This is a genomic window from Sulfitobacter noctilucicola (genome assembly GCF_000622385.1).
GTDB classification, from domain to species: Bacteria; Pseudomonadota; Alphaproteobacteria; order Rhodobacterales; family Rhodobacteraceae; genus Sulfitobacter; species Sulfitobacter noctilucicola.
The window spans coordinates 1,125,098-1,147,359 of the sequence record NZ_JASD01000008.1 but is presented as its reverse complement, the minus strand read 5'-3'; the positions used below and the strand labels follow the sequence as shown (position 1 = coordinate 1,147,359).

The window sequence follows — 22,262 nt, the reverse complement described above, 5'->3', positions numbered from 1 at the left end:
GGGGTTCCTTCTTTGATTTCAGTTTGAAATAGCCCTGGACGCGATCATCGCAAGTGCAGTTGGTCGATCAACCGGCATCGCGCAACACATCAAGAAAAGCAGAGCCGAACCTGTCGGCACGCCGTTCCCCCAAAAGCCGTTCAATCGCGACCTCATCAGGATCGCGCAGTTGGGCCACTTTGGCCAGCAGTGAGGCCGAACAGCTTAACGGTTTTTGTGTACCTTCTGCACCCCGCGCAAGATCGGCCTGTACCTGAAGCAACTGATCGTAAAGGTTACCCGCATCCCGTCCCGCCAACTTGCGTCGCGACGGGTGCATCGCGCGCGCCTCCCCGTTGATCACTTCTAGGAATGCCAATCCGTAGGTATCCAGCTTTTTCGCCCCGACGCCTCCGATCCGCGCCATCTCATCCAGATCACCGGGACGGGTTTCGGCCATTTCAATCAAGGTGCGGTCGGTAAAGATAATATAGGCTGGGACTTTGGCTGCTTCGGCAAGACCGCGCCGCTTGGCCTTGAGCGCAGAAAGCAGGGGCGCATCCTCTTCGCTGACCATGGCTTTGACGGCAGGTCTGCGACTTGCCCCCGCCGCCTTGATGGAGTCGCGCCGCAAATTGATCTTGGCCTCGTCGCGCAGGATCGGCAGGGCAGCATCTGTCATCCGCAAGGCACCGTGGCGCTCAGGATCGGGTCGGATCAAGTCATGACCCATCATTTGCCGGAACACTGCCTGCCATTGACGACGGTCATATTCGCCACCAACGCCAAAGGTGGGCAAGCTGGCATGGCCACGTGCCTTGACCTTGTCAGTCTCGATCCCCAGCAAAATATCAATAAGGTGCCCTGAACCGAACCATTCTTCGGTGCGCAGGATGGCGGACAGGGCTTTGCGTACCGCAGTCGTGCCATCAAAGACATCGGCGGGCGTGTCACACAGATCGCAACGCCCGCAACTGACATCCGTCTCGTCAAAGTAGGACAGCAGCGTTTTGCGACGACATTCCAACGCTTCTGCCAGTCCGAGCAATGCGTTCAATCGCGCGTGATCGGCCACTCGGCGCTCGGGCGGGGCCAGCCCTTCATCAATCTGTGTGCGGCGCAGACGAATATCGTCCGGCCCGAAAAGCGTCAGCGTCTCCGCCGGAGCGCCATCGCGGCCCGCACGGCCAATTTCCTGATAATAAGCTTCGATGCTTTTGGGCAGGTCGGCGTGGGCCACCCAACGGATATCGGGTTTATCGACTCCCATACCAAACGCAACCGTCGCGCAGACGATCAGACCGTCTTCTTGCTGAAAGCGGCGTTCCGCGATGCGGCGGTCCTCGGCCTCCATGCCGCCATGATAGTGGATCGCCTTCTGCCCCGCCTCGCCCAGCGCGCGCGCGATGCTTTCTGTCTTGGCGCGGGTGCCACAATAGATAATGCCCGACTGGCCTTTTCGGGCTGCAGCAAAACTCAGAATCTGGTCACGCGGTTTGTTCTTGGCCGCAAAGGCAAGGTGGATGTTGGGTCGGTCAAACCCACCCAGAAAGGCCGTTGGAGCCACCCCATCGAACAGCTTTTGAACGATTTCCGCACGGGTTTCCGTGTCTGCCGTTGCGGTGAAAGCGGCCAGCGGAACATCCAGATGGCGGCGCAACTCTCCGATCCGCAGGTAATCCGGCCGGAAGTCGTGACCCCACTGGCTTACGCAATGCGCCTCGTCCACCGCGATCATATTAACACCGACACGTTTGAGCATGCCGGTAACCGACCCTGCTGCCAAACGCTCTGGTGCCATGTAAAGCAGCTTGAGCGTACCATCCTCCAACCCACGCCAAACCGCGTCAGTTTCTTCTTCGGTATTACCGGAAGTGAGCGCGCCCGCGCCAACGCCTGCTTCTTGCAGGGATCGCACCTGATCACGCATCAGCGCAATCAGAGGAGATATAACCACGGTCACGCCATCGCGCATCAATGCGGGCAGCTGGAAGCAAAGGGATTTACCACCCCCCGTCGGCATGATTGCAAGCACGTTCTCGCCTTCGGTCACCGCCTCGACGATCTCTTGCTGGCCCGGACGAAAGCCATCAAAACCAAAAACGTCACGAAGAAGCGTGGCAGCGCCAGTCATCGGGGAACCCTGTTAAAGTTATCTGCTCTTTTTAAGCAGAATCCCACACAAGCAACCGATGGACAAGGCCCAACTGGGACGTCACCGCGATGGTTTCACCCTTTTACCGATACCTGAGCATCTCTTTAGATTAGTAAAATGCTGCCGCGTTATTGACCAAGACAATCCGCGCGACAGCAACGCCGATCAAGACCACAAGGGGAGCAAGATCAAGCCCGCCCATCGGAGGCAGGATGCGACGGACACGGCTGTATATCGGCTCAAGCAGACGGTTCAGCCCGTCCCAGATTTGCGCGACCAAAGGCTGGCGCAGGTTCAACACCTGAAAATTGATCAACCACGACATGATGACATGTGCGATCACGATGAAATAGACGATGTTCAACAACAGCATCAAAATCTGGAAGATAGAAGTCATCTTGGGCCTTTCGTTCCGCTTTCGCACAGTTAAGCCCGCGCATGTCTTTGCGCAAGAGTGCGGGTACGTCTAACCTTAAGCGTTCATCGCGTTGATGACTGTCGAAAAGTCCAACCCGTCCACCCGCATCATGGACCAGTCGGGGAAGTGACGGTCCGTAATCTCTTTGCTGTCGATTACCTTGAAGCCGGTATGCCGCGCGTCTTCTTCGATTGTATTAAGCAGATCCTTGACGACGGCATGCTCACCTTCCAGCAACTGGCAGAAATTTCGGCCATTATAGGCGAGCGCGCCCGTGATGTTGCGTTCGCCGTTTTTCTTTGCGGAAAGGGCTACGATGTTGTCCACATCCGCCATGCTAATATCGGACTGTGCGGTGCTGAAATACAAAACTCTGATCACGGAAGGCTGGTCTCTCTTGTAACTCTCGGGCTGTCGATCTTATCCGCTCGATAGGTGGAAGCAAGCGATTTGGAGGCTTCATGTCGGTTAGGTTTGCGAAAGGTGGCCCGCCCTTAGCATTATGCATGCGCTAGTCTTCACTTGCGCGGCTGCGGTCTGACTGCTCTACCTGATCCAACGTCAGGGAGAACGGTAAGATGGCAGATATTTCAGCGCGCAAACGTATCTGGGGCTGGTACTTTTTCGACTGGGCAAGCCAACCGTACAATACCCTGCTGCTCACGTTCATTTTCGGGCCGTATTTCGCGCAAACTGCAACCGCAGCTCTGGTCGATGGCGGCATGGCACTGGATGCCGCCAAAGCGCAGGCGCAAGCCTACTGGGGGTATGGGCTGACGGTTGCGGGTATCTGCATCGCGCTCCTTGCGCCCGTTTTGGGGGCCGTCGCGGACTCATCCGGCAAGCGCATGCCTTGGATATGGTTATTCTCCGCGCTGTATTTCGTCGGCGCGGCTGCGTTGTGGTGGACTGCCCCGCAGGGCTTCTCGATCCTCTGGGCGCTGTTCTTTTTCGGGATTGGCCTGATCGGAATGGAATTCGCCACGATCTTTACAAATTCTTATCTACCGGAGCTGCATGCTGACCCGGCTGAGCGCGGGCGCATTTCAGGGTCTGGCTGGGCATTCGGGTATGTGGGTGGTGTACTGGCGCTTGTCGTGATGCTGCTACTGTTTCAGGCGGGGGAGAACGGCAAGACGATGGCAGGCGTAGCACCGCTCTTCGGTCTGGATCCTTCAACCAAGGCGGACACCCGCATTGTCGGGCCGATGACCGCAATCTGGTTCGCCGTCTTTATGATCCCTTTTTTCCTTTATACCCGCGATGACAGCAACGTGCCCGGCTCAGGCGTCAAGCTGGGACAGGCACTCCGCGACTTGGGCGGTACGCTGCGCAATCTGCCGCGCCATCCTTCCTTGATGGCCTATCTGGGGTCGTCTATGTTCTATCGCGACGCGCTAAACGGTATGTATACCTTTGGCGGTATCTATGCTTTGGGCGTGCTGGAGTGGTCGATCCGTGACATTGGGATATTCGGGATCCTCGCGGCAATCTCGGGCGCAGTATTTTGCTGGATCGGCGGGCGGGTCGACAGACGCATCGGCCCGATGCCGGTGATCGTGTTCTGTTGCGTGACGCTTATTCTAACTGCCATCCTTATCATATCACTCACACCGACCTCCGTCATGGGGCTTGCTGTGCCCGAAGGGTCTGCGGTGCCAGATATCGCTTTCTATATCGCCGGTGCATTGATCGGTGCGGCAGGTGGCGCATTACAGGCCTCATCGCGCAACATGTTGACGCGGCAGGGCAATCCCGAACGCATGACCGAAGCCTTTGGTCTGTATGCGCTGTCGGGCAAGGCCACATCCTTTCTTGCTCCTGCACTGATCGCGGTTACAAGCGACCTGACCGGCAGCCAGAGACTTGGAATTTCGCCCGTGGTAGGTCTGTTCATCATTGGTCTGATCCTGTTAGCATGGGTCAAACCAAACGGAGATTTTGCAAAATGATCTTGAGCCGTTTTTTCACCTGCGCTGTTCTGGCAATCGGTCTCGCTTCTTGCGGTGGCGGGTCGCGTGACATCAGTGGCGAACGTCAGGTCCTTCCGACGATCGGATCTTCCGGTGGCGCACTGAGCAACGTACAGGCGAAAAAGCTGTTTGGCGCGAAATCCTTTGCCTCGTCGCAATCGTCTGCCGCTTTCGGCAGCTACGCCAAAGGTTGTATGGCTGGTGCAGTGCAACTGCCAGAGACCGGACCGACATGGCAGGCAATGCGCCTGTCGCGCAACCGCAACTGGGGGCATCCCGATGTTGTCGATATGGTCAAAAAGCTTTCGGCCTTTGCAGCGAAGCAACCCGGTTGGGAAGGGCTTTATGTAGGTGATTTGAGCCAGCCACGGGGCGGCCCGATGTTGACCGGTCACCGTAGTCATCAGGTAGGGCTGGATGCCGATATCTGGATGTTGCCGCCGAAGTCACTGGCTCTGACGCGCAAACAGCGCGAGAATATTTCCTCCATCTCGATGCGCCGGGCCAGCGGTGCATACGTGAACAAAAGCTGGACACGCGCACACCACGAGATCATCAAGGCGGCAGCGAAAGACCCGCGCACTGCCCGCATCTTTGTGTTTCCCGGTGCCAAGGTACAGATGTGTGCGGATGAAAAAGGCGATCGCAGCTACCTGCGGAAAATTCGGCCTTGGTACGGCCACCACTATCACTTCCATGTGCGTCTGAACTGCCCAAAGGGCGCTAAGGGTTGTGTGAACCAGACACCACCACCGGCCGGTGACGGCTGTGCAGATGCCCGCCAGTGGCAGGCAAATATCCTGAATCCGCCCCCTCCGAAGAAAAGCACAAAACCTGCAAAGCCACGTCGTGAACTGGTACTGGCTGATCTACCGGCTCAGTGCAAATCGGTGTTGGAAAACTGAAGCACGTTCTTTTCGGCCTGACGCTATGGCTTTTCTGTCCCGCTCACTTTGCAGTGGCAGAGCCATCTGTGCAGCTATTGTCCAAAACGACTTGGGTTGAGCAGGCTGACTGGTTCGGCGGCTTTTCCGGTATTGAAGTGTCGTCTGACGGACTGAGCCTGACACTGCTTTCTGATCGCGGTACTTTGGTGAGGGCAAAAATCACGCGCACAGGCGGTCTAATCGACGCGGTCAAAGCGGTGTCAAATATGACACTCAGCCAAGCAGATGGAACGGCGCTCAAGCGGACGGATCGGGATAGCGAAGGGTTAGCGGTATTGGCCGATGGCACGGCGTTCATATCGCTGGAGCACAATCACCGTGTGGCAAAGGTTGATCTTGATACGGCACGCCTGTCCGATATCGAAAAGCATCCGGACTTTGCGGGTTTTGCGCTAAATCGCGGGTTAGAACCTTTGGCCGCGCATCCTGATGGCACGCTTTATACTTTGGCAGAAGGAGGCGTTGAGCACCCTGATGGGATTGCGGTCTATGTCCTGCGGGATAGCGCCTGGACGATTGCGCACCGGATACCGGCCTCAAGGCCCTTCCAGCCGGTCGGTGCAGATTTTGATGAAAAGGGTCGGCTCTATTTGCTGGAGCGTACAGTCAGCCCATTAGGATTTCGCACCCAGATCAGACGGTTTGATTTCGATGCCGAGACGCTTCAGGAAGAAACCTTGATCACGAGCTTTCCGGCAGCCTTTGACAATCTTGAAGGGCTGACCCTCTGGACAGATAGCAACGGGATGACCCGCCTTATTCTGCTGTCGGATGATAACTTTTTTAGGTTGCAAACAACCCAAATTATCGAATTTGCCGTAACAAGGTGACTTGCGCCGCCCGCGCAGAGGGCCTAAAGCGCCCCAGTCTGCGATGAGCGCAGGCCAAGTCGCCGCACCCTTGATAAAACGGTTTTTTATATGACACGCACTACCCTCCCCGGCATCCTAGCCATGGCCACTATCGTTGTGGCGTCCAATATCCTTGTACAGTTTCTCTACGGCAACTGGCTCACCTACGGCGCGTTTACCTATCCGCTGGCCTTTCTGGTCACGGATGTAATGAACCGCGTCTATGGCACTGCAGCCGCACGGCGGGTTGTGTTGGTCGGCTTTGTGGTCGGTCTGATTTGCTCGTTGATCGGGACGCAGATTATGGGCGAGTTCGGCCCGCTGGTCACGGTGCGCATCGCGATCGGCTCTGGCGTCGCGTTTCTGGTGGCACAACTGATTGATGTGTCCGTCTTCGCAGCCTTGCGGTCGGGTGCATGGTGGCGTGCACCTTTGGTCAGCACGTTGGTTGGCTCCACGCTGGATACGATCCTGTTCTTCTCCATCGCGTTCTCCGGCGCGTTAAGCTTTATTCACGCAGCCACTGATGTGTCCTGGGCGTCAGAGGCGCTGCCCTTGCTGGGCTCCGGTCCCGTCGCCCCTCTTTGGGTTTCCCTGGCTGTGGCGGATTGGGCGGTAAAGCTGTCGATTGCATTAATCGCGCTGATCCCGTTTCGCCTGCTCACCGCGCGCCTGCTGCGCACAGCTTAAGACGGACTGCAACTTTTCACATCATCGCCTGCGACGTTTTTGCCTGAGGGGTAAAAAACGCTTTGACTGTTCAGAAATCTGTGCAACCCTCAGATTGAGTTCAACAAATGTAAAGGAGGTGATCCAGTGTCAAGAAAGGTATTGGAGCGAGGTGTCGGAACAGCTTTGGAGGTATCCTGCTAGGGCAGCCCTTGGCAGTTGATAACCTGAAGTGGACGTCGGTCTAACCGGCACACCTCCGTAAACCATTCGATTGGGCCGCTCCGTTACCGGGGCGGCCCTTTTCGAATCTTAGGCACCCGTCGCTTCGGCATTCAGTGACCGCCACGCGGCCAGTTCTTCGTCAAAAGTTTCTGCTTTTACGGGTAAAAGGTTGTCCATCACTTCGATCAAATTTTGGGCCCTTTGCGGCGCTCCGACGACCACGTAGCGATTGACGTTACTGATAGACTTGAACCGCGACTTAAGCGCCTCCCAACTCAGCGAAGCACCGGTTTCAGCACCTTCGTAGCGATCAAAGATCATCAGCATGTCTACTTTTCCGGGCCGGTCAAAGACCGTGTTCATGTACTCTGCCATGGCAGTCATATCCTCGCGGGAGACCTCGGCGGTGATCCGGAAGGCGTGCAAATCCTCGCGTGATGTCGCGATTTGCAGGATGGAGGGAAGGGTCAGCATTTCGGAGCCTTTCTTTATCTGTCTCATCGGTTGAACCCCTCTTCACACCTGTCGGTTCCAATGCGATGTTATGGACATGCTCAGGATCAATGACACAATCAGCATTCAGGACTGGGAACTCACGGAGCAGTTTGTGCGCGCCTCGGGACCGGGCGGTCAGAACGTAAACAAGGTATCGTCAGCAGTCGAGTTGCGTTTTGAAGCGGCAAGCTCGCCCTCGTTGCCTGGACCGGTCAAGACCCGCTTGCGCCGGTTGGCTGGACGGCGCTGGACGAACGAAGGGGCGTTGGTCATCCAATGTGACGAAACCCGCAGTCAGGCCCGCAACCGTGATATTGCCCGCACGCGCCTGGCCGAACTGATAACAAAAGCACTAACCCCGCCCAAAAGGCGCATCGCAACACGCCCTACCCTCGGGTCAAAGAAACGGCGGCTGAAGGCGAAAAAGGTACGCGGTGAGGTTAAGGCGATGCGCGGCAAGGTCGATCCGGATACCTGAATGGTCCACCCTACGCCGGATGCGGTCTACGGCAGTTTCCGCAGAACATAGATGTCCATGATCCAGCCGTGGTCCGCACGTGCCTTCGCACGCGTTTCGATAATTTCCAAACTCATCTCTGACAGGGGGCCCGCGCAGATAATCTGTTCTCTCATGCCGACATAAGCGCCCCACCATATGTGGAATCCATCAAGCGGTAGTGTTTGGAACGCACAGTTTCCATCCAGCATAACGGCGATAGTATCGATGCCCTCCGGCCAGCCCTCCTCGCACAAACGCCTGCCGGTGGTGACGACAAAAGGCGCGCCGATATCATTGATCGGGATCGCATGTGCCGCCGTCAACGCCTGCAGGGATGTGATGCCCGGGATCACTTCGAGCGTTGGCGCGGGATCAAGCCGTGAAGCGATACGCAGCGTGCTGTCGTAAAGCGACGGATCACCCCAAACAAGCAAAGCAACACGTTTGCCTTTGCCGCTCGCGTCTATCGTCTGCTGCCAAACTGCCGCGATGGCATCATGCCAGTCCTCGACCCGCTGACGGTATTCTTGCGTCGCCTCATCCCGGACCGGCAGATCGAACTCGGCAATCTGGGTTGTGGGGTTGGTCAGCATCTCGTCACAGATGGCGCGACGCAGGTCTGCCAGATCGGCTTTCCCCTCGCCCTTGCGCGGGATCAGGATCAGGTCCTGTGTATTCATGGCGCGTATCGCTTGCAGGGTGAGGTGCTCAGGATTGCCCGTGCCGATACCGATCAGTGTCAGATGCATGATTACCCCGGTATCCGTGCGATGGCTTTGGTGCGCAATGTTCCCAGAACGCGGGCGTCCGCAAAGGTCCCGTCAGAAGAAGCAGCGTAAAGATCGGCGAACTGACATAGCTCTGGAACATCCGCATCACTCAGGTCGCCGAACAAGTAGGCCACCTTGCCTTCCTCCCGAAATGCGACTGTCTGCGGGCGGGTACAGCCAGACATACACTCGACCGTTTCAACGTCTATTCCGGCCAACGCTTCCCGTAGGGCTGTGTCCAGTGATGTGTCGGTGATACAGGTTCCGCAGACTGAAACCTTCATGTCGAAGGCTCCGCCAGAGGTCCGTAGAAAATGAGCGCCGGCGTGGTGCTGGTAGTCGCTTCCAGGTGCGCGGCGAGGGTTTCGATGGTGTGACGCGTCACCTTTTCGGCAGGCGTTGACACTGCCTCGGCCAGCATCGCAGGGGTGTCGCCGGGTAATCCATACTCGATCAGGCGCGCGGCCAGTCCTGCGAAGGTCCGTTTGCCCATATATACGACCGTGGTCGCCATCGGATCAGCGAGAGCTGCCATGTTCACATCTTCTGGCAGGTCGCCAGTCACATCAGCACCGGTGATAAACTGCACGCGACGGGCGGTCAGGCGACGGGTCAGCGGAATACCCGCCGTGGCTGCGGCGGCAGAGGCTGACGTCACGCCGGGAATGATCTCGAACGCGATACCGTTCTGCGAAAGAGCGGTAATTTCTTCTTCCAGTCGCCCGAACATCCCGCTGTCGCCGGATTTGAGCCGTACGACACGCAGCCCAGTCTTGGCATGATCAACCAAGACCTGTGATACGTGATGTTGTTTGGGCGAAGCACGACCCGCACGTTTGCCCACACCGATAAGGTCAGCATCTTTGGAAGCGTGCTCCAGTATTGGTCCGGCGCTCAGGTCATCAAACAATACTACGTCCGCCTTTTGCAGACGGTCCACTGCTTTAACCGTCAACAGTTCGGGATCACCGGGGCCGGAAGATACAAAAGAAACAAAGCCGCTCATACATCCTCGGCTATCATGTGAAAGAATGTGCCAGTTGCACGGCCGCCACTTTCGAACGCTTTTGTCGATCCGGTTTCTGCCACTTCGATATCATTGCTGTCGGATATCAGCGCAAGCGGTGCATCGGGTTCTTTCAGTATTGTGGCATAGTGAAATTCATGCCCGCGCAGTCGCGTGCCTGCGCTGTGTCCGGGAATAGCGGCATTCAGCGTGGCTTTGCGGTATCCAAGATGGAATTTGCGTTTCTCGAACGACGTCTCAAGCCCTAGAAGCCCAGCCATCTGGTGCGATGTGCCGTCCTTGTCGACCAATCCGGCACCCATCGCCATGTAACCACCGCATTCGCCATGCACCGGTTTGGTTTGAGCAAAACTTTGGATACCGCTGCGAAAATTGGACGCTGCCGCGAGTTTGCCTGCGTGCAGTTCTGGATATCCTCCGGGCAACCAACACACATCCGCGCTCGGATCCGGCACCTCGTCCGCCAACGGCGAAAATGGCAGAACGGTTGCACCCGCCGCTCGCCAGCCCGCAATCAGATGTGGATAAACGAAGGCAAAAGCATCATCCTGAGCCAAAGCAATGCGCCCGCCGGGTGGTACGACCTTTGTTGGCTCTGGCGCGGTCTCCAGCGTGCCAGCGGCGGCCTTTTGCAAAGCTTGCAGATCGACATGTTCACTTACAAAAGCTGCAGCATCAGCTAGAATCTGCGGCAGGTTTTCCTGCTCCCCCGCTTGCACGAGCCCAAGATGCCGTTCGGGCAATTCGACTTCTTTACGGCGTGGCAAGGACCCCAGTACGGTCACGCCTGCCTGCTCCATGCCCACGCGGACCAGCGCATCGTGACGTGGAGAAGCCACACGGTTCAGGACAACACCTGCAAGTTTCAGATCAGGACGCATCAACTTGAAGCCCAACGCAGTGGCGGCGACTGATTGCGCGGCACCTGACACGTCCAGAACAAGCACCACAGGCCAGCCCATATGCACCGCGATATCAGCGCTTGCCCCATTTCCGCAGGCACCGGGGATTGCCACGCCATCAAACAGTCCCATCGACCCTTCGGCAAGAATGAGAGAAGCTCCGTCGGCATTTCCGACCAAACCGTCGATCCGCGCACGATCCATTGACCAGCTGTCGAGGTTGAAAGATGCCCGCCCTGTGGCCGCGGTATGAAAGGCGGGGTCGATATAATCAGGCCCGCTTTTGAACGGTTGCACCGATACCCCCTTTGCGCGAAACGCGGCCAAAAGACCCAACATCAGCGTGGTCTTGCCCGTGCCCGAAGCTGGCGCAGAAATCATGAGGCCGGGGGGGATCATTCTGCTGTCTCCGGAAATCTTGGGGCGGTGCCAACGGGGCGAAAACGGCGATCATAATCGCCTGCATATAGCCTGCTTTCGCCAAAATCTTCTGCCCCGATCGCGCGGCCTACCAGAATAAGTGCCGTGCGCTCCATCTCTGCTCCGATCGCCGTTTGCAGGGTTTCCAACGTTGCTTTGACAACGCGCTGATCCGGCCAGCTGGCGCGCCACACCACAGCTACTGGACAGTCGACACCATAATGGGGTGTCAGATCACTCACGACTTTTTCGAGGATATGCACAGACAGATGGATCGCGAGGGTCGCGCCGGTTTTCGCGAAATTTTCAAGGGTTTCGCCTTCGGGCATGGCCGTGGCGCGACCGGAAGTGCGCGTCAGGACAACCGATTGCGCGATGCCGGGCAGGGTCAGTTCGGTATTGAGCGCGGCAGCAGCAGCAGCAAAGGACGGCACACCGGGCGTGACATCGTAAGGGATGTCCAGCGCACGCAAGCGGCGCAGCTGTTCGCCCATCGCGGACCAGACCGACAAATCACCGGAGTGCAGTCGTGCAACATCGTGGCCTGCCGCATGGGCGCTGCCAATCTCTGCCATGATCTCATCCAGTGACATGCGTGCCGTATTCACGATTTTCGCATCTTTCGGGCAGTGCTCCAGCAGCGCCTCGGGTACCAGCGATCCGGCGTAGAGGCACACAGGACAGGCCGCGATCAGGTCACGCCCGCGAAGGGTAATCAGGTCAGGCGCGCCGGGTCCTGCGCCAATAAAATGAACGGTCATGAGAGGTTTCCTTTAGCTGATCGCAATGGCCGCTGTCGCTTTACCATCACCCGATACGACACGCGGCGCAACCAAACGCGCATCGGGACCAGCCGCCACCAATGCGGCAGCTTCGGCCAGTGAACCGGTTCCAAACTTATCTTGAATACGCTCTGATTGTGTTGGCGTTATCATCTGCGCCAGATCGGCCTGTGTCACGCCGAGGCCGGCCAGCCCCAAGAGCTGAGCCAGTTCGCGGAACACTTTTTCGCGCGACTTGGCCGCTTCTGTCACCAGCGCATCTACCGATCCGCCTCCGGCACTTTCCAGCGCTCGACGCATTGCATCTTGCAGGCTTGCCAGATCGGCAGCTGCGCGGAATCCGACGCCCATCACCCTCACAGGATCACGCTCCACTGCACAACGGGACGCGCTGGTTGCCAGCCTCGCATGCTGCCCAAGGGGAGTGCCGATGCGAGTTCAATCCGCAACAGCTCACCCCCCTTTTCGGAATGCAGTCGGGCAAGCAGTGTTTCAGTCTCAAGCGTGACGCCGTTTGCAACCAGTCGCGTACCGGAAGGCAGAAGGCCAAAAAGCTTTTCAAACAAAGCCGCAGAACCGCCACCGCCAATAAAGACGGCATCAGGTGCGCGGCCGTCCGCTATTGTTTGAAGCGAAGGTCCTTCGACCACATGCATCACATGCGACAGCCCGAAGGCATCAATATTTGCCTGAATATTCTGAACCCGCTCCGGCTTGACTTCAAACGCGGTGGCCGTCCCGCCCTTGAGGCACCATTCAATCGAGATGGAGCCCGACCCCGCGCCGATATCCCAAAGGTGTTCTCCTTTGCGCGGTCCAAGAGCAGAGAGTGTCAGCGCACGAACGGGTTTCTTGGTGATCTGTCCGTCATGTATGAAGGCATCGTCCGGCAGGCCGGAAGCCGCGGATAATCCAACATCAGGTGGCAGCAAGATCGCGGCGGCAACGGGCGCTTCTATATCGGCCAGATCAAAACTGCCAGCGCGGCAACTGCGCACCCGTTGATTCGGACCACCCATCCGTTCACACAGCCAAAGCGTGGTATCAGCAGCACCTTGGGTAACCAGCCATTCAGCAAGCGCCCCGGGAGCATCAGCGTCACGCAGCAGACAGATCATACGGCCTTCGGGTGACAACACAGACCGCAAACGTGCAAAGGGCGCTGCGTGCAAGCCATGACAGCTGACGTCCTCAAGACGCCAGCCCAATTGGGCCGAGACCAGTGAAAAAGTTGAAGGCGATGGCATAACCCGCCATTCGCTCGGATCAAGATGTGCAGCGATACTGCCGCCCGCCCCGAACCAGAACGGATCACCAGAGGCCAGCATCACCACGCGCTGCCCCTTTGCTGCGAGCACCGGATCAACAGAAAAGGGCACTGGCCACGCCACGCCACGCGCCCCTGCTCCTACAAGGTCCAGATGACGCGGTCCTCCGATGATCACCTCGGCGTGGTCGATAGCATCACGACTTGCGGGCGGCAGGTTTGCCGCGCTATCGTCCGGCATCCCGACAATTGTCAGCCAAGGATCACTCATTATGCGCATCCTTTTGTTGGGCGGCACGACCGAGGCAAGCAGGCTGGCTGACACTATTGCCGCCGCAGGCATAGATGCGGTGTTTTCCTATGCGGGGCGCACCAACACGCCGGTCGCCCAGCCATTGCCGACCCGGATCGGCGGTTTTGGCGGCATCGATGGGCTGGTCCGGTTTTTGATCACAGAGCGGATCACCCATGTAATCGACGCCACACATCCCTTCGCCGCCGGAATGACCCGCAATGCCTTTGCCGCTTGTCAGTCTGTCAATCTGCCACTCATCCGTTTTGAGCGCCCCGCTTGGGTGGCCGGTATCGCTGACAACTGGACGATGGCCACAGCGGTCGAAGACATACCCGCCCTGCTGCCAGATATGCCCACGCAGGTTTTTCTGGCGATCGGGAAACAGCAGATTGGTCTCTTCGCTTCCAAACCGCAGCATCATTATCTTTTGCGTCTGGTCGATCACCCTGCCGCGCCTATCGCGCTGCCCGATAAAACCATCGTCGTTGCGCGCGGACCTTTCGATCAACAGGGGGACACGGAATTGCTGAAGGCGCACGGCATCACGCATGTCGTCGCGAAAAACAGTGGTGGAACTGGTGCACAGGCCAAGTTGGAGGCTGCACGTGCTCTGGGTTTGCCTGTCATCATGGCAAATAGACCCGATGTACCGGGCAGAAGTCTGGCCAGTATTCGTGACGTGATGAGTTGGCTTGGTCACGAGGCGGAGCGAGGCGTATAGACGTACCGCCCGATGCGTTTTGTTGCGCTGTTGCCCAGGATGACGACCGTCTGCATATCCGCCATTTCGGGCGTGGCCTCGGCCAAGGTGACGGTATTTAGCGTTTGATCCGCTTTGCTCACGGCGCGGGCGAAGGTGATCAGGCGCTCCGGCTCGCACTCTTCCCGCAGCACATCGAGCGTTTTTTCAAACCCGTGAGGGCGCGATTTGGAGCGGGGATTATAGAACGCCATGGCAAAGTCGCCCCGCGCGGCCATCCGCAAACGGTGCTCGATCACGTCCCACGGTTTCAGATTATCGCTAAGATTGATAGCGCAGAAATCATGCCCCAGAGGGGCACCTGCCGCAGCCGCTGCGGCGAGCATGGCGGTAATGCCGGGCAACACGCGGATGTCGCAATCAGTATGCTCGGGATGCGCCTCTACAGCCTCAAATACGGCCGAGGCCATGGCAAAGACTCCCGGATCGCCCGAGGAGACAACGACAACCCGCGCACCTTGCGAGGCAAGCTCCAACGCGTGTAACGCGCGATCCAGCTCGACACGGTTGTCGGTTGCATGAAGGGTCAGCCCCTCACGCGGAGCGATGCGGGCAACATAGGGAATATAGCCGATAATATCGGTCGCCTGTGCCACGGCGTTTGTCACTTCGGGTGTGACCAGAGCATCATTCCCCGGCCCCAGACCCGCAATGGCGACCCAGCCTGTCATTCCGGTGCCTCGGGGCGGCGCCCCTGACCATGCACCAAAACAATCGCGAAATAGGGGCAGTCGTTTTCATCAATGTCGGCAAGTTTCGCAACACGCTGGCCGGGCATCGTGCCTTTTTCCACCAGCCAAGCATCCTCAAGCCGCCCTGCGGCTGACAGTGCCCGTTTGACTGTAGGCAAATTGCGGCCCGTCTTCATCACTACCAATGCATCTGCTGCTTTCATGTGATGCACCAGATCGGCTTCGGGCAATGTCCCCATCAGCACGGTCATTACATCGTCGCCCCATGTGTAGGGTGTATCCAGCGCATTCCAGCAACCGACCATACCGGGGATCGCGGGCAACACTTCAACCTCTGCGCGACCCTGCAAACGGGTATGCAGGTGCATGAAAGAGCCATAGAAGAACGGATCGCCTTCACAGAGCACCACGACATCATGATCCCGCGCCAGTGTTTCGAGCTTGTCTGCCCAGTCAGCATAGAAATCGACCATCAGCTGTCGGTATTCTTCGCTGTCAAAGCGCAGTTCGGTTGTGACGGGATATTCCATCGGGTATTCGATTACGTCTTCGCGCAACATGTCTTTTACAATTGTGCGTGCCTGACCGGCGCGGCCCTTCTTGCGGAAAAACGCGAGGTGTTTCGCACCGCGAATGATGCGGTCGGACTTCACGCTCATCAGGTCGGGATCGCCGGGGCCAAGGCCTGCGCAGATGATTTTGCCCATGGTTATTCTACCCTGCTGGCCAGCGCGTTGATGGCAGCAACCGTGATGGCCGAGCCGCCAAGACGCCCTTTCACAATCATCGACGGGACAGGAAGATCGGCCATCAATGCATCCTTCGATTCAGCCGCACCGATGAAACCCACGGGACAGCCGATGATCGCTGCGGGACGCGGGCAGTCACCATCTTCAAGCATGTTTATCAAATGAAACAAGGCCGTGGGTGCGTTACCGATAGCGACCACTGCACCGGCCAGATGCGGACGCCACAATTCAAGCGCCGCGGCGGAACGCGTATTCGCCATTTCCTTGGCCATGTCCGGCACGCGGGGGTCGCGCAATGTGCAGATAACCTCGTTCTCTCGCGGCAGGCGTTTGCGCGTGATCCCCTCGCTGACCATGTAGGCGTCGCAGAGAATCGGCGCGCCGTCTTCCAGCGCTGCACGGGCCTTGATCGCCATATCGGGCGAGAAATGAATGAACTCTTCTAACCCTACCATGCCAGCCGCATGGATCATACGAACGGCAACGATCTCTTCTTCGGGCGTAAAACGACCAAGGGCCGCCTCAGCACGGATCGTGGCAAAGGACTGGCGATAAATCTCGGCGCCATCGGTGATGTAACTGTGGGGCATTCAAAGCGCCTTGATAATGTCTTGAAGGGTGAGACCGGTTTGATCAGCAGGATCGCTGGCACGGCCATTTCGGATCAGATCATACCCATGCGCAGTGGCGGTCACTGTCAGAGGTGCGGGCTTGGGATGCGCGCATCCTTTTGCGCAGCCAGACACATGCAGCATTTGATCCACACCCAGATGAGGGGCAATTTCTGACGCTACGCTGCGGGTTTCGGCCAGACCCTGAGAACACGCAGGCGCACCGGTGCAGGCGACGACCCGCAACAACGGATCGGCGGGGTCAGTAATTACGCCATCGACATCCGGCAGGTTTCTTGCGCTTTCCACAAGGATCATGCGCCACGGGGTCATGCGCAACCCGCCTTGTTTGGCAAGGCCTGCAAGGGTTTCTACGGGCAGTTGGCCAAATGCCAGCCCGACGATCGCACCAAGCGGGGTGTAGCCCGGCGCAGGGACATACGTCTGAGCCTGACGTGGCACGAAGTATCCGGGCGGTAAGGTCGCACCATCTGCGATTACCTGGTTCATACGACTATAGCTGTCGCGGTTTTTGAGAAACCATTTGGCAAGATCAAGCGCTTGAGCGATCACAGTTTCGGACGTGACGGGTTTGCCAGAGGTGCTGCCATCCGGCACAAGGATCAACCCGCCGCCTGCATCACGTTCCAGCCGGATATCAGCGGAGGCCGTTTGCAAGACTGGTAGTTTGCCAGTGTCAACCGCAAAGCCGAACTTGTGCGGCACCTGCGGCGCGCCTTCGGCAACCATTTCGTCTGTCAACGCAGCGGCAAGCGCTTCTGTCTCGTCACCTGTTTGCCAGAAAGGCGTCACCAGAATATTGCGGCGGCTTTCAATCTCAGGTGTGGCATCAAGCAGCGACATGCGCCGCAAGCCTTCAATCAGGCCAGCGTAGCTTTCTTCGGTAACACCCCTGATCTGGATGTTACCACGGCTCGACAGGTCGATCATGCCGTTGCCATGTGCGGCGGCAAGCGTCGCGATCCCATCAGCCTGGGCGCGGCGCAAACGACCGTTGAACGGTCTGATGCGCACCACGATGCCGTCCCCCGACTGCATGGGACGCAGCGCACCGGGGCAAAACCCCTTGATCTCGGGCGTGGTCATTCGGCTGCATCCATGGTTGCACTGATTGAATTGCGCCGCGTTACCCAAAGACCTGCGTCACGCAGCGCGGCAAAACGGTCGCGCATCGCTTGCAGCGCTGCAGGGTTTTCGCGGTCCATAAACTCCACCAGATCATCCCGGCCTAGGGTTGCGTCATAGTATAGGTCAAAAAGGTGGGCCGGCACCTCGCGTGTCAAATGCGCGAAAGCCGCGAGATTGTCGAGGGTCGCTGCAATCTCGGCCGCACCACGAAAGGCATGACGCATCATGCCGCTGGCCCATTCGGGATTGGCGGCACGGGCCCGCACCACACGCGCGATTTCTTCGGCCATGGTACGCGCACGCGGTGTCCCGACTTTGGTCGTATCAACGTGGTACATGTTGGGCTTTGCCGCCCCCAGATGCGCCATTGCCGCAGCAAAGCCGCCCTCGTGGCTTGCGTAATCGGAAGCCAACAAAACATCGCTCTCGGTAAGGTCCTGAATATGGGCAAAGGCATCAGTAGTTTGCAGACGTTGCTCTAACGCAGCACGGTTCTGGTGCGCGTCTCCTTTGGCGTCCAAGCTCCATTCGGAAGCCTTGAGCCATGCCTCCCCTGCGGCACCACGTCCCTCTTTTGAATAATCGAGCATCGCTGCTTCCATGTTCATCCCGTAAAGACCCGGTTTGGGGCCAAAGACACGTGGCGTTTTGGTTCTATAGGGGTTCATGTCCAGCGCTTCTTCCCGCTCGGCCAAGGCCAAGGCCCCCCCTTCGAAAAGCTGCGACAGACCAGGAAAGATATCGCGGAACAAGCCGGAGATACGCAAGGTGACATCAATGCGTGGACGATTGATCAGGGCCAGCGGCAGAACCTCGAATCCGCTGACGCGCTCTGAACCTGTGTCCCATTTCGGTGCAAGCCCTGCCAGATGCATGGCCATCGCGATCTCTTCTCCCGCTGTGCGCATGGTGGCACTGCCCCACAGATCGACCACCAGTCCCTTGGGATAATCACCCTCATCCTGCAAATGGCGGCGGATCAGTTCTTCGGCAAGCTTAACACCCTGCGCATGGGCGGCACGGGTCGGAACCGAGCGTGGATCAACAGCAAACAGGTTTCGACCGGTGGGCAACACATCAGAACGGCCCCGATAGGGAGAGCCGGAGGGACCGGGGGTGACAAATTTTCCGTCCAGCGCCTTCAAAAGGCCGTCCGTCTCTCCATCGCCTAGGCCGAATGTGTGCAATCCGTCGCCATATTGCGATTCCTTGATGTCACAGACAAAGCGGTCAATTGCCGTGACTGCCTCGGCCATACAGCTGTCTTCGTTGAGCCCCAGATCAGCTTCGACGCCGGCGGCCTGCGCTTCGGACCTGATTGTGCCGATCAAACGGTCGCGTCTTGCGGGGTCTAGCCCGTCGGCGGTGGAATATTCATCCAGCAGACGCTCAAGCTGCAGCAAGCCATCAGGCGTTGCGCTATCTTTCATCGGAGGCGGCAGGTGGCCCAGCGTCACAGCACCAATCCGGCGTTTGGCTTGCGCCGCTTCGCCCGGATCATTGACAATAAATGGATAAATCACCGGCAGATGGGCCGTCAGCGCTTCTGGCCAGCAGTCATTCGAGAGCGCAACAGACTTACCGGGCAACCATTCGAGCGTACCGTGCGCACCAATATGGACAAGCGCATGCATGCCCTGCGCGCGCAGCCAAAGATAGAAAGCCACATAAGAATGGCGCGGCACACGGGCGAGATCATGGTAATCGCTATCGCGCTGGTCGATTGCACCACGCTCTGGCTGCAGGGCGACAAGCGCATTGCCGCAATGCTGGGCGGGAAACTGGAATGCCGCATCGTGAACAAGCGGGTCCAGCGCTGGATCACCCCAAGCCGTCTGCAGATCATCGCGCAGCTGCTTTGGTAATTGGTGCAGCGCTTTGGTGTATTCGCTAAGGGGCCATTCTATTGTTGTGTGCGGCAGGCTTTTCCCGAAACCGATCTGTGGCGTCACGGCATAACCCGCGTTCGCCAGGGTCATCAGCATGTCCTCGGTCGAGGCAAGCGCATCAAGACCGACCGCATGGGCAATCTGGTCATCCCGCCCCGGATAGGTCGAGAGAACCAACGCCAACTTGCGGTCTATAGACTGCGTTGTCGCAAGGTGGTGCCAGCCTGCGATCCGGTCGACAACAGCTTCGATACGCTCTGCATTTGCGCGATGCGAGAAGCGTGAAAACTCAAGGTGGGGGTCTTTCTTCTCCGGTGCTTTAAAGCTGACCACACCTGAAAATATGCGCCCGTCGACCTCTGGCAGGACCACATGCATGGCCAGATCGGCAGGTGACAAGCCACGCTCTGATGTGGCCCATTCCTTTTTCCGCGCAGTGGAAAGTGCGACCTGAAAAACAGGGCAGCCCGGTGCATCAAGGGGAGAGCCACCATCTGCCCCGCGGCCGGAAAACGCGGTAGCATTAACAATTGCGCAAGGCGGGTGATCTTTGAGGGCCTTGTCCAAAAACGTGCGCCCTTCAGGGTTTTTCAACGATGGCACAAACAGCCCTACAGCCGAAAAACCACGTGACCGCAACGCTTGGATAACCGCATCCACAGGCGCTGTGTCAGCAGCTGTCAGATAGCTGCGATAGAAGGTCACGACGATGAAAGGTGCATCCCCCATTTTGCTGCGGGGACACTTCGTGACGATGCCATGATCCGGATCGTAATATCCGCAGGTCGGCACGGTTTTGGTTCCTGTAACCGGTCCTGCGTAGAAGCCTGCAGCAAGGGATAGCTGCGCCAGCGCCGCCTGCGCGGCAACAGCGCCGCCCGCATCACACAAGTGGGACAGACGGCGCAGGGTCGAGACCGGCAAAGTCGAATGTTGGTCAAGAGCCGGATCTTCACGTCCATCCGCAGGCAGCACTGCGAGGGCGATATCGTTACGGCGGGCGAAATCCTGAACCTGCATGATGCCGTAGGGCCAATAGTTTTCGCCACCGATCAACCGGATCAAAATACCCTTGGCACCCGTCAGGGTCTGCTCCACATAGTTGTCGACCGAAGCAGGATGCCGCAAAGCCGTAAGGTTGCACAGCCTGAGTGTCGGCAACTTGCCCTCGGCTCCGCCACCCCGATGCCAGCCAGCCGCGAAGGCACCCAGGTCGCTGTCAGAAAAGGAAAGCACCACCAGATCAGCAGGCGTCTGGCCCGGATCAAATGGTGTTTCGCTATCTTCTAGCCCGTGGCTTTCGCGGAAGACGACATGCATTTAATCACGCACCCAACACAGCGCGGATGGCAGCGGTATCGATATGGTCATGTTCTGCAATCACAACGAGATGCCCCTGACGGGCATCTGCCCCCCAAGGACGGTCAAATTGCTGACGCACGCGGGCCCCTACCGCCTGAACCAAAAGGCGCATCGGTTTTCCGCTGACGGCAACGTAGCCTTTGACCCGCAGGATATGCTGTTCGTTGGCCAGTTTTTCGATAGCGGCAACTAGTGCGTCAACGTCATCAATTTCTGGCATCGGAACAACGATTGTTTCAAAATCATCATGCTCGTGATCGTCATGGCCGTCATGATGGGACGGGCGGGCGGCCAGATCATCCTCGGCTTTGGCATTGAGGCCAAGCACCACATTGGGATCGATCACCCCTTCACTCATCGACAGGATCGGGATGGCACGGGGGCTTTCGGCTTCAATCACCTTGCGAGCGGATGAAAGTCCGCTTTCACCTGCGAGGTCCGCTTTCGACATCAGAATGATATCAGCGCATGAAATCTGGTCCTCAAACACTTCGGAAAGCGGTGTTTCATGGTCGATGCTGTCATCGGCTTTGCGCTGTGCGTCAACTGCATGTTCGTCGGCTGCAAAACGACCTGCTGCGACGGCTTCGGCATCGGCCAAGGCGATCACCCCGTCGACTGTGATTTTCGAACGGATCGCAGGCCAATCGAACGCTTTGAGCAGAGGCTTGGGCAAGGCAAGGCCGGATGTTTCGATCAGAATATGATCTGGCCGAGTTGGCAGGGCCATGAGCGCTTCGATTGTCGGGATGAAGTCGTCGGCCACGGTGCAGCAGATGCAGCCATTTGCAAGCTCGACAATGTTTTCTTCGGGGCAATCGGGGATCGCACAAGATTTGAGGATATCACCATCGACACCGACAGTTCCGAATTCATTTACCAGCACAGCAAGACGGCGACCGCCCGCATTTTGCATCAAATGACGGATCAACGTGGTTTTCCCCGAGCCGAGAAAGCCAGTGATGACTGTCACCGGAATTTTGGAAAGATCGTTCATGTCTTAGCCTCCAAGGGCATGTTCAAAGGGGGGATGCGTGCAAGGCTTTGCTTGCGAAAGATTACAGGCCGTTCGCGCCACGGCACAAGACCATCGGCGGTTGCCGCATAAGCCGCGGCGCCAGCAAGGATGTCATCTGCGTTTTCCGCCGACATCCGGCCATAGACGTACGTCCATTTACCCGGCTCGGCCAAAGCGACGGTTGCGCCTTGCGAGCAGGCCGACAGGCACTCTGTTCCGACGATAGCGACGCCTTCGGGCGCACCCGCCTGCGTTAGTGCATCGTGCAAAAGCGCACCGGGACGCGGCATGTCTTCTTCGATGATCTCGCCTGCGCGGCATGTGGTGCAGACATACAGCGTCGCTGTCATTGGGATAC

Annotated in this window: 24 protein-coding genes; 6 read left to right on the top strand and 18 right to left on the bottom strand. The window is 58.0% G+C overall.

Annotation, left to right across the window (positions count from 1 at the left end):
• Nucleotides 1–67 precede the first annotated feature (67 nt).
• The 3 genes from recQ to Z946_RS0109360 all read right to left on the bottom strand — a co-directional run bounded on the left by recQ (nucleotide 68) and on the right by Z946_RS0109360 (nucleotide 2,933).
• Nucleotides 68–2,113, bottom strand: a complete 2,046-nt coding sequence (gene recQ, locus Z946_RS0109370) for a DNA helicase RecQ (RefSeq protein ID WP_025055477.1) — start codon at nucleotides 2,111–2,113, stop codon at nucleotides 68–70.
• Between the two features lie 130 nt (nucleotides 2,114–2,243).
• Nucleotides 2,244–2,531 carry a YggT family protein gene (locus Z946_RS0109365; protein ID WP_025055476.1) on the bottom strand — a complete coding sequence of 96 codons (288 nt, stop codon included), beginning with the start codon at nucleotides 2,529–2,531 and terminating at the stop codon, nucleotides 2,244–2,246.
• A gap of 75 nt (nucleotides 2,532–2,606) precedes the next feature.
• Nucleotides 2,607–2,933 (bottom strand): BLUF domain-containing protein, encoded by a 327-nt coding sequence (locus Z946_RS0109360; protein ID WP_025055475.1) that lies wholly within the window; start codon nucleotides 2,931–2,933, stop codon nucleotides 2,607–2,609.
• A 197-nt stretch (nucleotides 2,934–3,130) separates the two neighbouring features.
• Between Z946_RS0109360 and Z946_RS0109355 the strand changes: the two genes are divergently transcribed.
• From Z946_RS0109355 to Z946_RS0109340, 4 genes are all read left to right on the top strand, one after another.
• Nucleotides 3,131–4,504 (top strand): MFS transporter, encoded by a 1,374-nt coding sequence (locus tag Z946_RS0109355; RefSeq protein ID WP_025055474.1) that lies wholly within the window; start codon nucleotides 3,131–3,133, stop codon nucleotides 4,502–4,504.
• Nucleotides 4,501–5,430 (top strand): penicillin-insensitive murein endopeptidase, encoded by a 930-nt coding sequence (mepA, locus tag Z946_RS0109350; RefSeq protein WP_025055473.1) that lies wholly within the window; start codon nucleotides 4,501–4,503, stop codon nucleotides 5,428–5,430. The genes Z946_RS0109355 and mepA overlap by 4 nt, the downstream gene beginning before the upstream one ends.
• A 53-nt stretch (nucleotides 5,431–5,483) precedes the next feature.
• The gene (locus Z946_RS0109345) at nucleotides 5,484–6,302 is read left to right on the top strand and encodes an esterase-like activity of phytase family protein (protein ID WP_160170276.1); all 819 of its coding nucleotides are present in this window, start codon (nucleotides 5,484–5,486) and stop codon (nucleotides 6,300–6,302) included.
• Nucleotides 6,303–6,392: 90 nt separating this feature from the next.
• Complete coding sequence (locus tag Z946_RS0109340; RefSeq protein WP_025055471.1) at nucleotides 6,393–7,013, top strand: queuosine precursor transporter; 621 nt, start codon at nucleotides 6,393–6,395, stop codon at nucleotides 7,011–7,013.
• 291 nt (nucleotides 7,014–7,304) lie between these two features.
• On the opposite strand, the gene Z946_RS0109335 is transcribed toward Z946_RS0109340, so the two are convergent.
• The gene (locus tag Z946_RS0109335; RefSeq protein WP_081780808.1) at nucleotides 7,305–7,718 is read right to left on the bottom strand and encodes a SpoIIAA family protein; all 414 of its coding nucleotides are present in this window, start codon (nucleotides 7,716–7,718) and stop codon (nucleotides 7,305–7,307) included.
• A 49-nt stretch (nucleotides 7,719–7,767) separates the two neighbouring features.
• On the opposite strand from Z946_RS0109335, the gene arfB reads away from it, so the two are divergent.
• The gene (arfB, locus tag Z946_RS0109330) at nucleotides 7,768–8,190 is read left to right on the top strand and encodes an alternative ribosome rescue aminoacyl-tRNA hydrolase ArfB (RefSeq protein ID WP_025055469.1); all 423 of its coding nucleotides are present in this window, start codon (nucleotides 7,768–7,770) and stop codon (nucleotides 8,188–8,190) included.
• Between the two features lie 26 nt (nucleotides 8,191–8,216).
• Here arfB and cobF read toward each other — a convergent pair whose 3' ends face one another.
• From cobF to Z946_RS0109295, 7 genes are read right to left on the bottom strand one after another with little or no spacing between them, the layout of a single operon-like run.
• Nucleotides 8,217–8,963, bottom strand: a complete 747-nt coding sequence (gene cobF / locus Z946_RS0109325) for a precorrin-6A synthase (deacetylating) (protein WP_025055468.1) — start codon at nucleotides 8,961–8,963, stop codon at nucleotides 8,217–8,219.
• The gene (locus tag Z946_RS0109320; RefSeq protein WP_025055467.1) at nucleotides 8,963–9,265 is read right to left on the bottom strand and encodes a DUF1636 family protein; all 303 of its coding nucleotides are present in this window, start codon (nucleotides 9,263–9,265) and stop codon (nucleotides 8,963–8,965) included. Before Z946_RS0109320 ends, cobF begins: the two co-directional genes overlap by 1 nt.
• Nucleotides 9,262–9,987 carry a uroporphyrinogen-III C-methyltransferase gene (cobA, locus tag Z946_RS0109315; RefSeq protein WP_025055466.1) on the bottom strand — a complete coding sequence of 242 codons (726 nt, stop codon included), beginning with the start codon at nucleotides 9,985–9,987 and terminating at the stop codon, nucleotides 9,262–9,264. Before cobA ends, Z946_RS0109320 begins: the two co-directional genes overlap by 4 nt.
• A complete protein-coding gene (locus tag Z946_RS0109310; protein WP_241461318.1) occupies nucleotides 9,984–11,291 on the bottom strand; it encodes a cobyrinic acid a,c-diamide synthase CobB in 1,308 nt (435 codons plus the stop codon). Before Z946_RS0109310 ends, cobA begins: the two co-directional genes overlap by 4 nt.
• Nucleotides 11,292–11,305: 14 nt before the next feature.
• The gene (gene cobM, locus Z946_RS0109305; protein ID WP_025055464.1) at nucleotides 11,306–12,091 is read right to left on the bottom strand and encodes a precorrin-4 C(11)-methyltransferase; all 786 of its coding nucleotides are present in this window, start codon (nucleotides 12,089–12,091) and stop codon (nucleotides 11,306–11,308) included.
• A 12-nt stretch (nucleotides 12,092–12,103) separates the two neighbouring features.
• Nucleotides 12,104–12,472 carry a cobalamin biosynthesis protein gene (locus Z946_RS0109300; protein WP_025055463.1) on the bottom strand — a complete coding sequence of 123 codons (369 nt, stop codon included), beginning with the start codon at nucleotides 12,470–12,472 and terminating at the stop codon, nucleotides 12,104–12,106.
• Nucleotides 12,469–13,650, bottom strand: a complete 1,182-nt coding sequence (locus tag Z946_RS0109295) for a bifunctional cobalt-precorrin-7 (C(5))-methyltransferase/cobalt-precorrin-6B (C(15))-methyltransferase (protein ID WP_025055462.1) — start codon at nucleotides 13,648–13,650, stop codon at nucleotides 12,469–12,471. Before Z946_RS0109295 ends, Z946_RS0109300 begins: the two co-directional genes overlap by 4 nt.
• On the opposite strand from Z946_RS0109295, the gene Z946_RS0109290 reads away from it, so the two are divergent.
• Nucleotides 13,649–14,395, top strand: coding sequence for a cobalt-precorrin-6A reductase (locus Z946_RS0109290; RefSeq protein ID WP_025057534.1), 747 nt, complete (start codon nucleotides 13,649–13,651; stop codon nucleotides 14,393–14,395). The two genes, Z946_RS0109295 and Z946_RS0109290, sit on opposite strands and share 2 nt — an antisense overlap.
• Here the strand turns inward: Z946_RS0109290 and cobJ are convergent.
• The 7 genes from cobJ to Z946_RS0109255 are packed head-to-tail and all read right to left on the bottom strand — an operon-like array spanning nucleotide 14,371 to nucleotide 22,254.
• Nucleotides 14,371–15,105, bottom strand: coding sequence for a precorrin-3B C(17)-methyltransferase (cobJ, locus tag Z946_RS0109285; protein ID WP_025055461.1), 735 nt, complete (start codon nucleotides 15,103–15,105; stop codon nucleotides 14,371–14,373). The genes Z946_RS0109290 and cobJ overlap by 25 nt on opposite strands.
• Nucleotides 15,102–15,833, bottom strand: coding sequence for a precorrin-2 C(20)-methyltransferase (cobI, locus tag Z946_RS0109280; RefSeq protein WP_025055460.1), 732 nt, complete (start codon nucleotides 15,831–15,833; stop codon nucleotides 15,102–15,104). The genes cobJ and cobI overlap by 4 nt, the downstream gene beginning before the upstream one ends.
• A gap of 2 nt (nucleotides 15,834–15,835) precedes the next feature.
• Complete coding sequence (locus Z946_RS0109275) at nucleotides 15,836–16,465, bottom strand: precorrin-8X methylmutase (RefSeq protein WP_025055459.1); 630 nt, start codon at nucleotides 16,463–16,465, stop codon at nucleotides 15,836–15,838.
• Nucleotides 16,466–17,593: a precorrin-3B synthase gene (gene cobG / locus Z946_RS0109270; protein ID WP_025055458.1), complete on the bottom strand. Its 1,128-nt coding sequence runs from the start codon at nucleotides 17,591–17,593 to the stop codon at nucleotides 16,466–16,468. It abuts the gene before it with no gap.
• Nucleotides 17,590–20,844, bottom strand: a complete 3,255-nt coding sequence (gene cobN / locus Z946_RS0109265; protein ID WP_025055457.1) for a cobaltochelatase subunit CobN — start codon at nucleotides 20,842–20,844, stop codon at nucleotides 17,590–17,592. The genes cobG and cobN overlap by 4 nt, the downstream gene beginning before the upstream one ends.
• A 4-nt stretch (nucleotides 20,845–20,848) precedes the next feature.
• On the bottom strand, nucleotides 20,849–21,883 hold the full coding sequence (gene cobW / locus Z946_RS0109260; RefSeq protein ID WP_025055456.1) for a cobalamin biosynthesis protein CobW: 1,035 nt from the start codon (nucleotides 21,881–21,883) through the stop codon (nucleotides 20,849–20,851).
• Entirely contained in the window at nucleotides 21,880–22,254 is a 375-nt protein-coding gene (locus Z946_RS0109255; protein ID WP_025055455.1) for a DUF1636 family protein, read from the bottom strand. The genes cobW and Z946_RS0109255 overlap by 4 nt, the downstream gene beginning before the upstream one ends.
• Nucleotides 22,255–22,262: the final 8 nt, after the last annotated feature.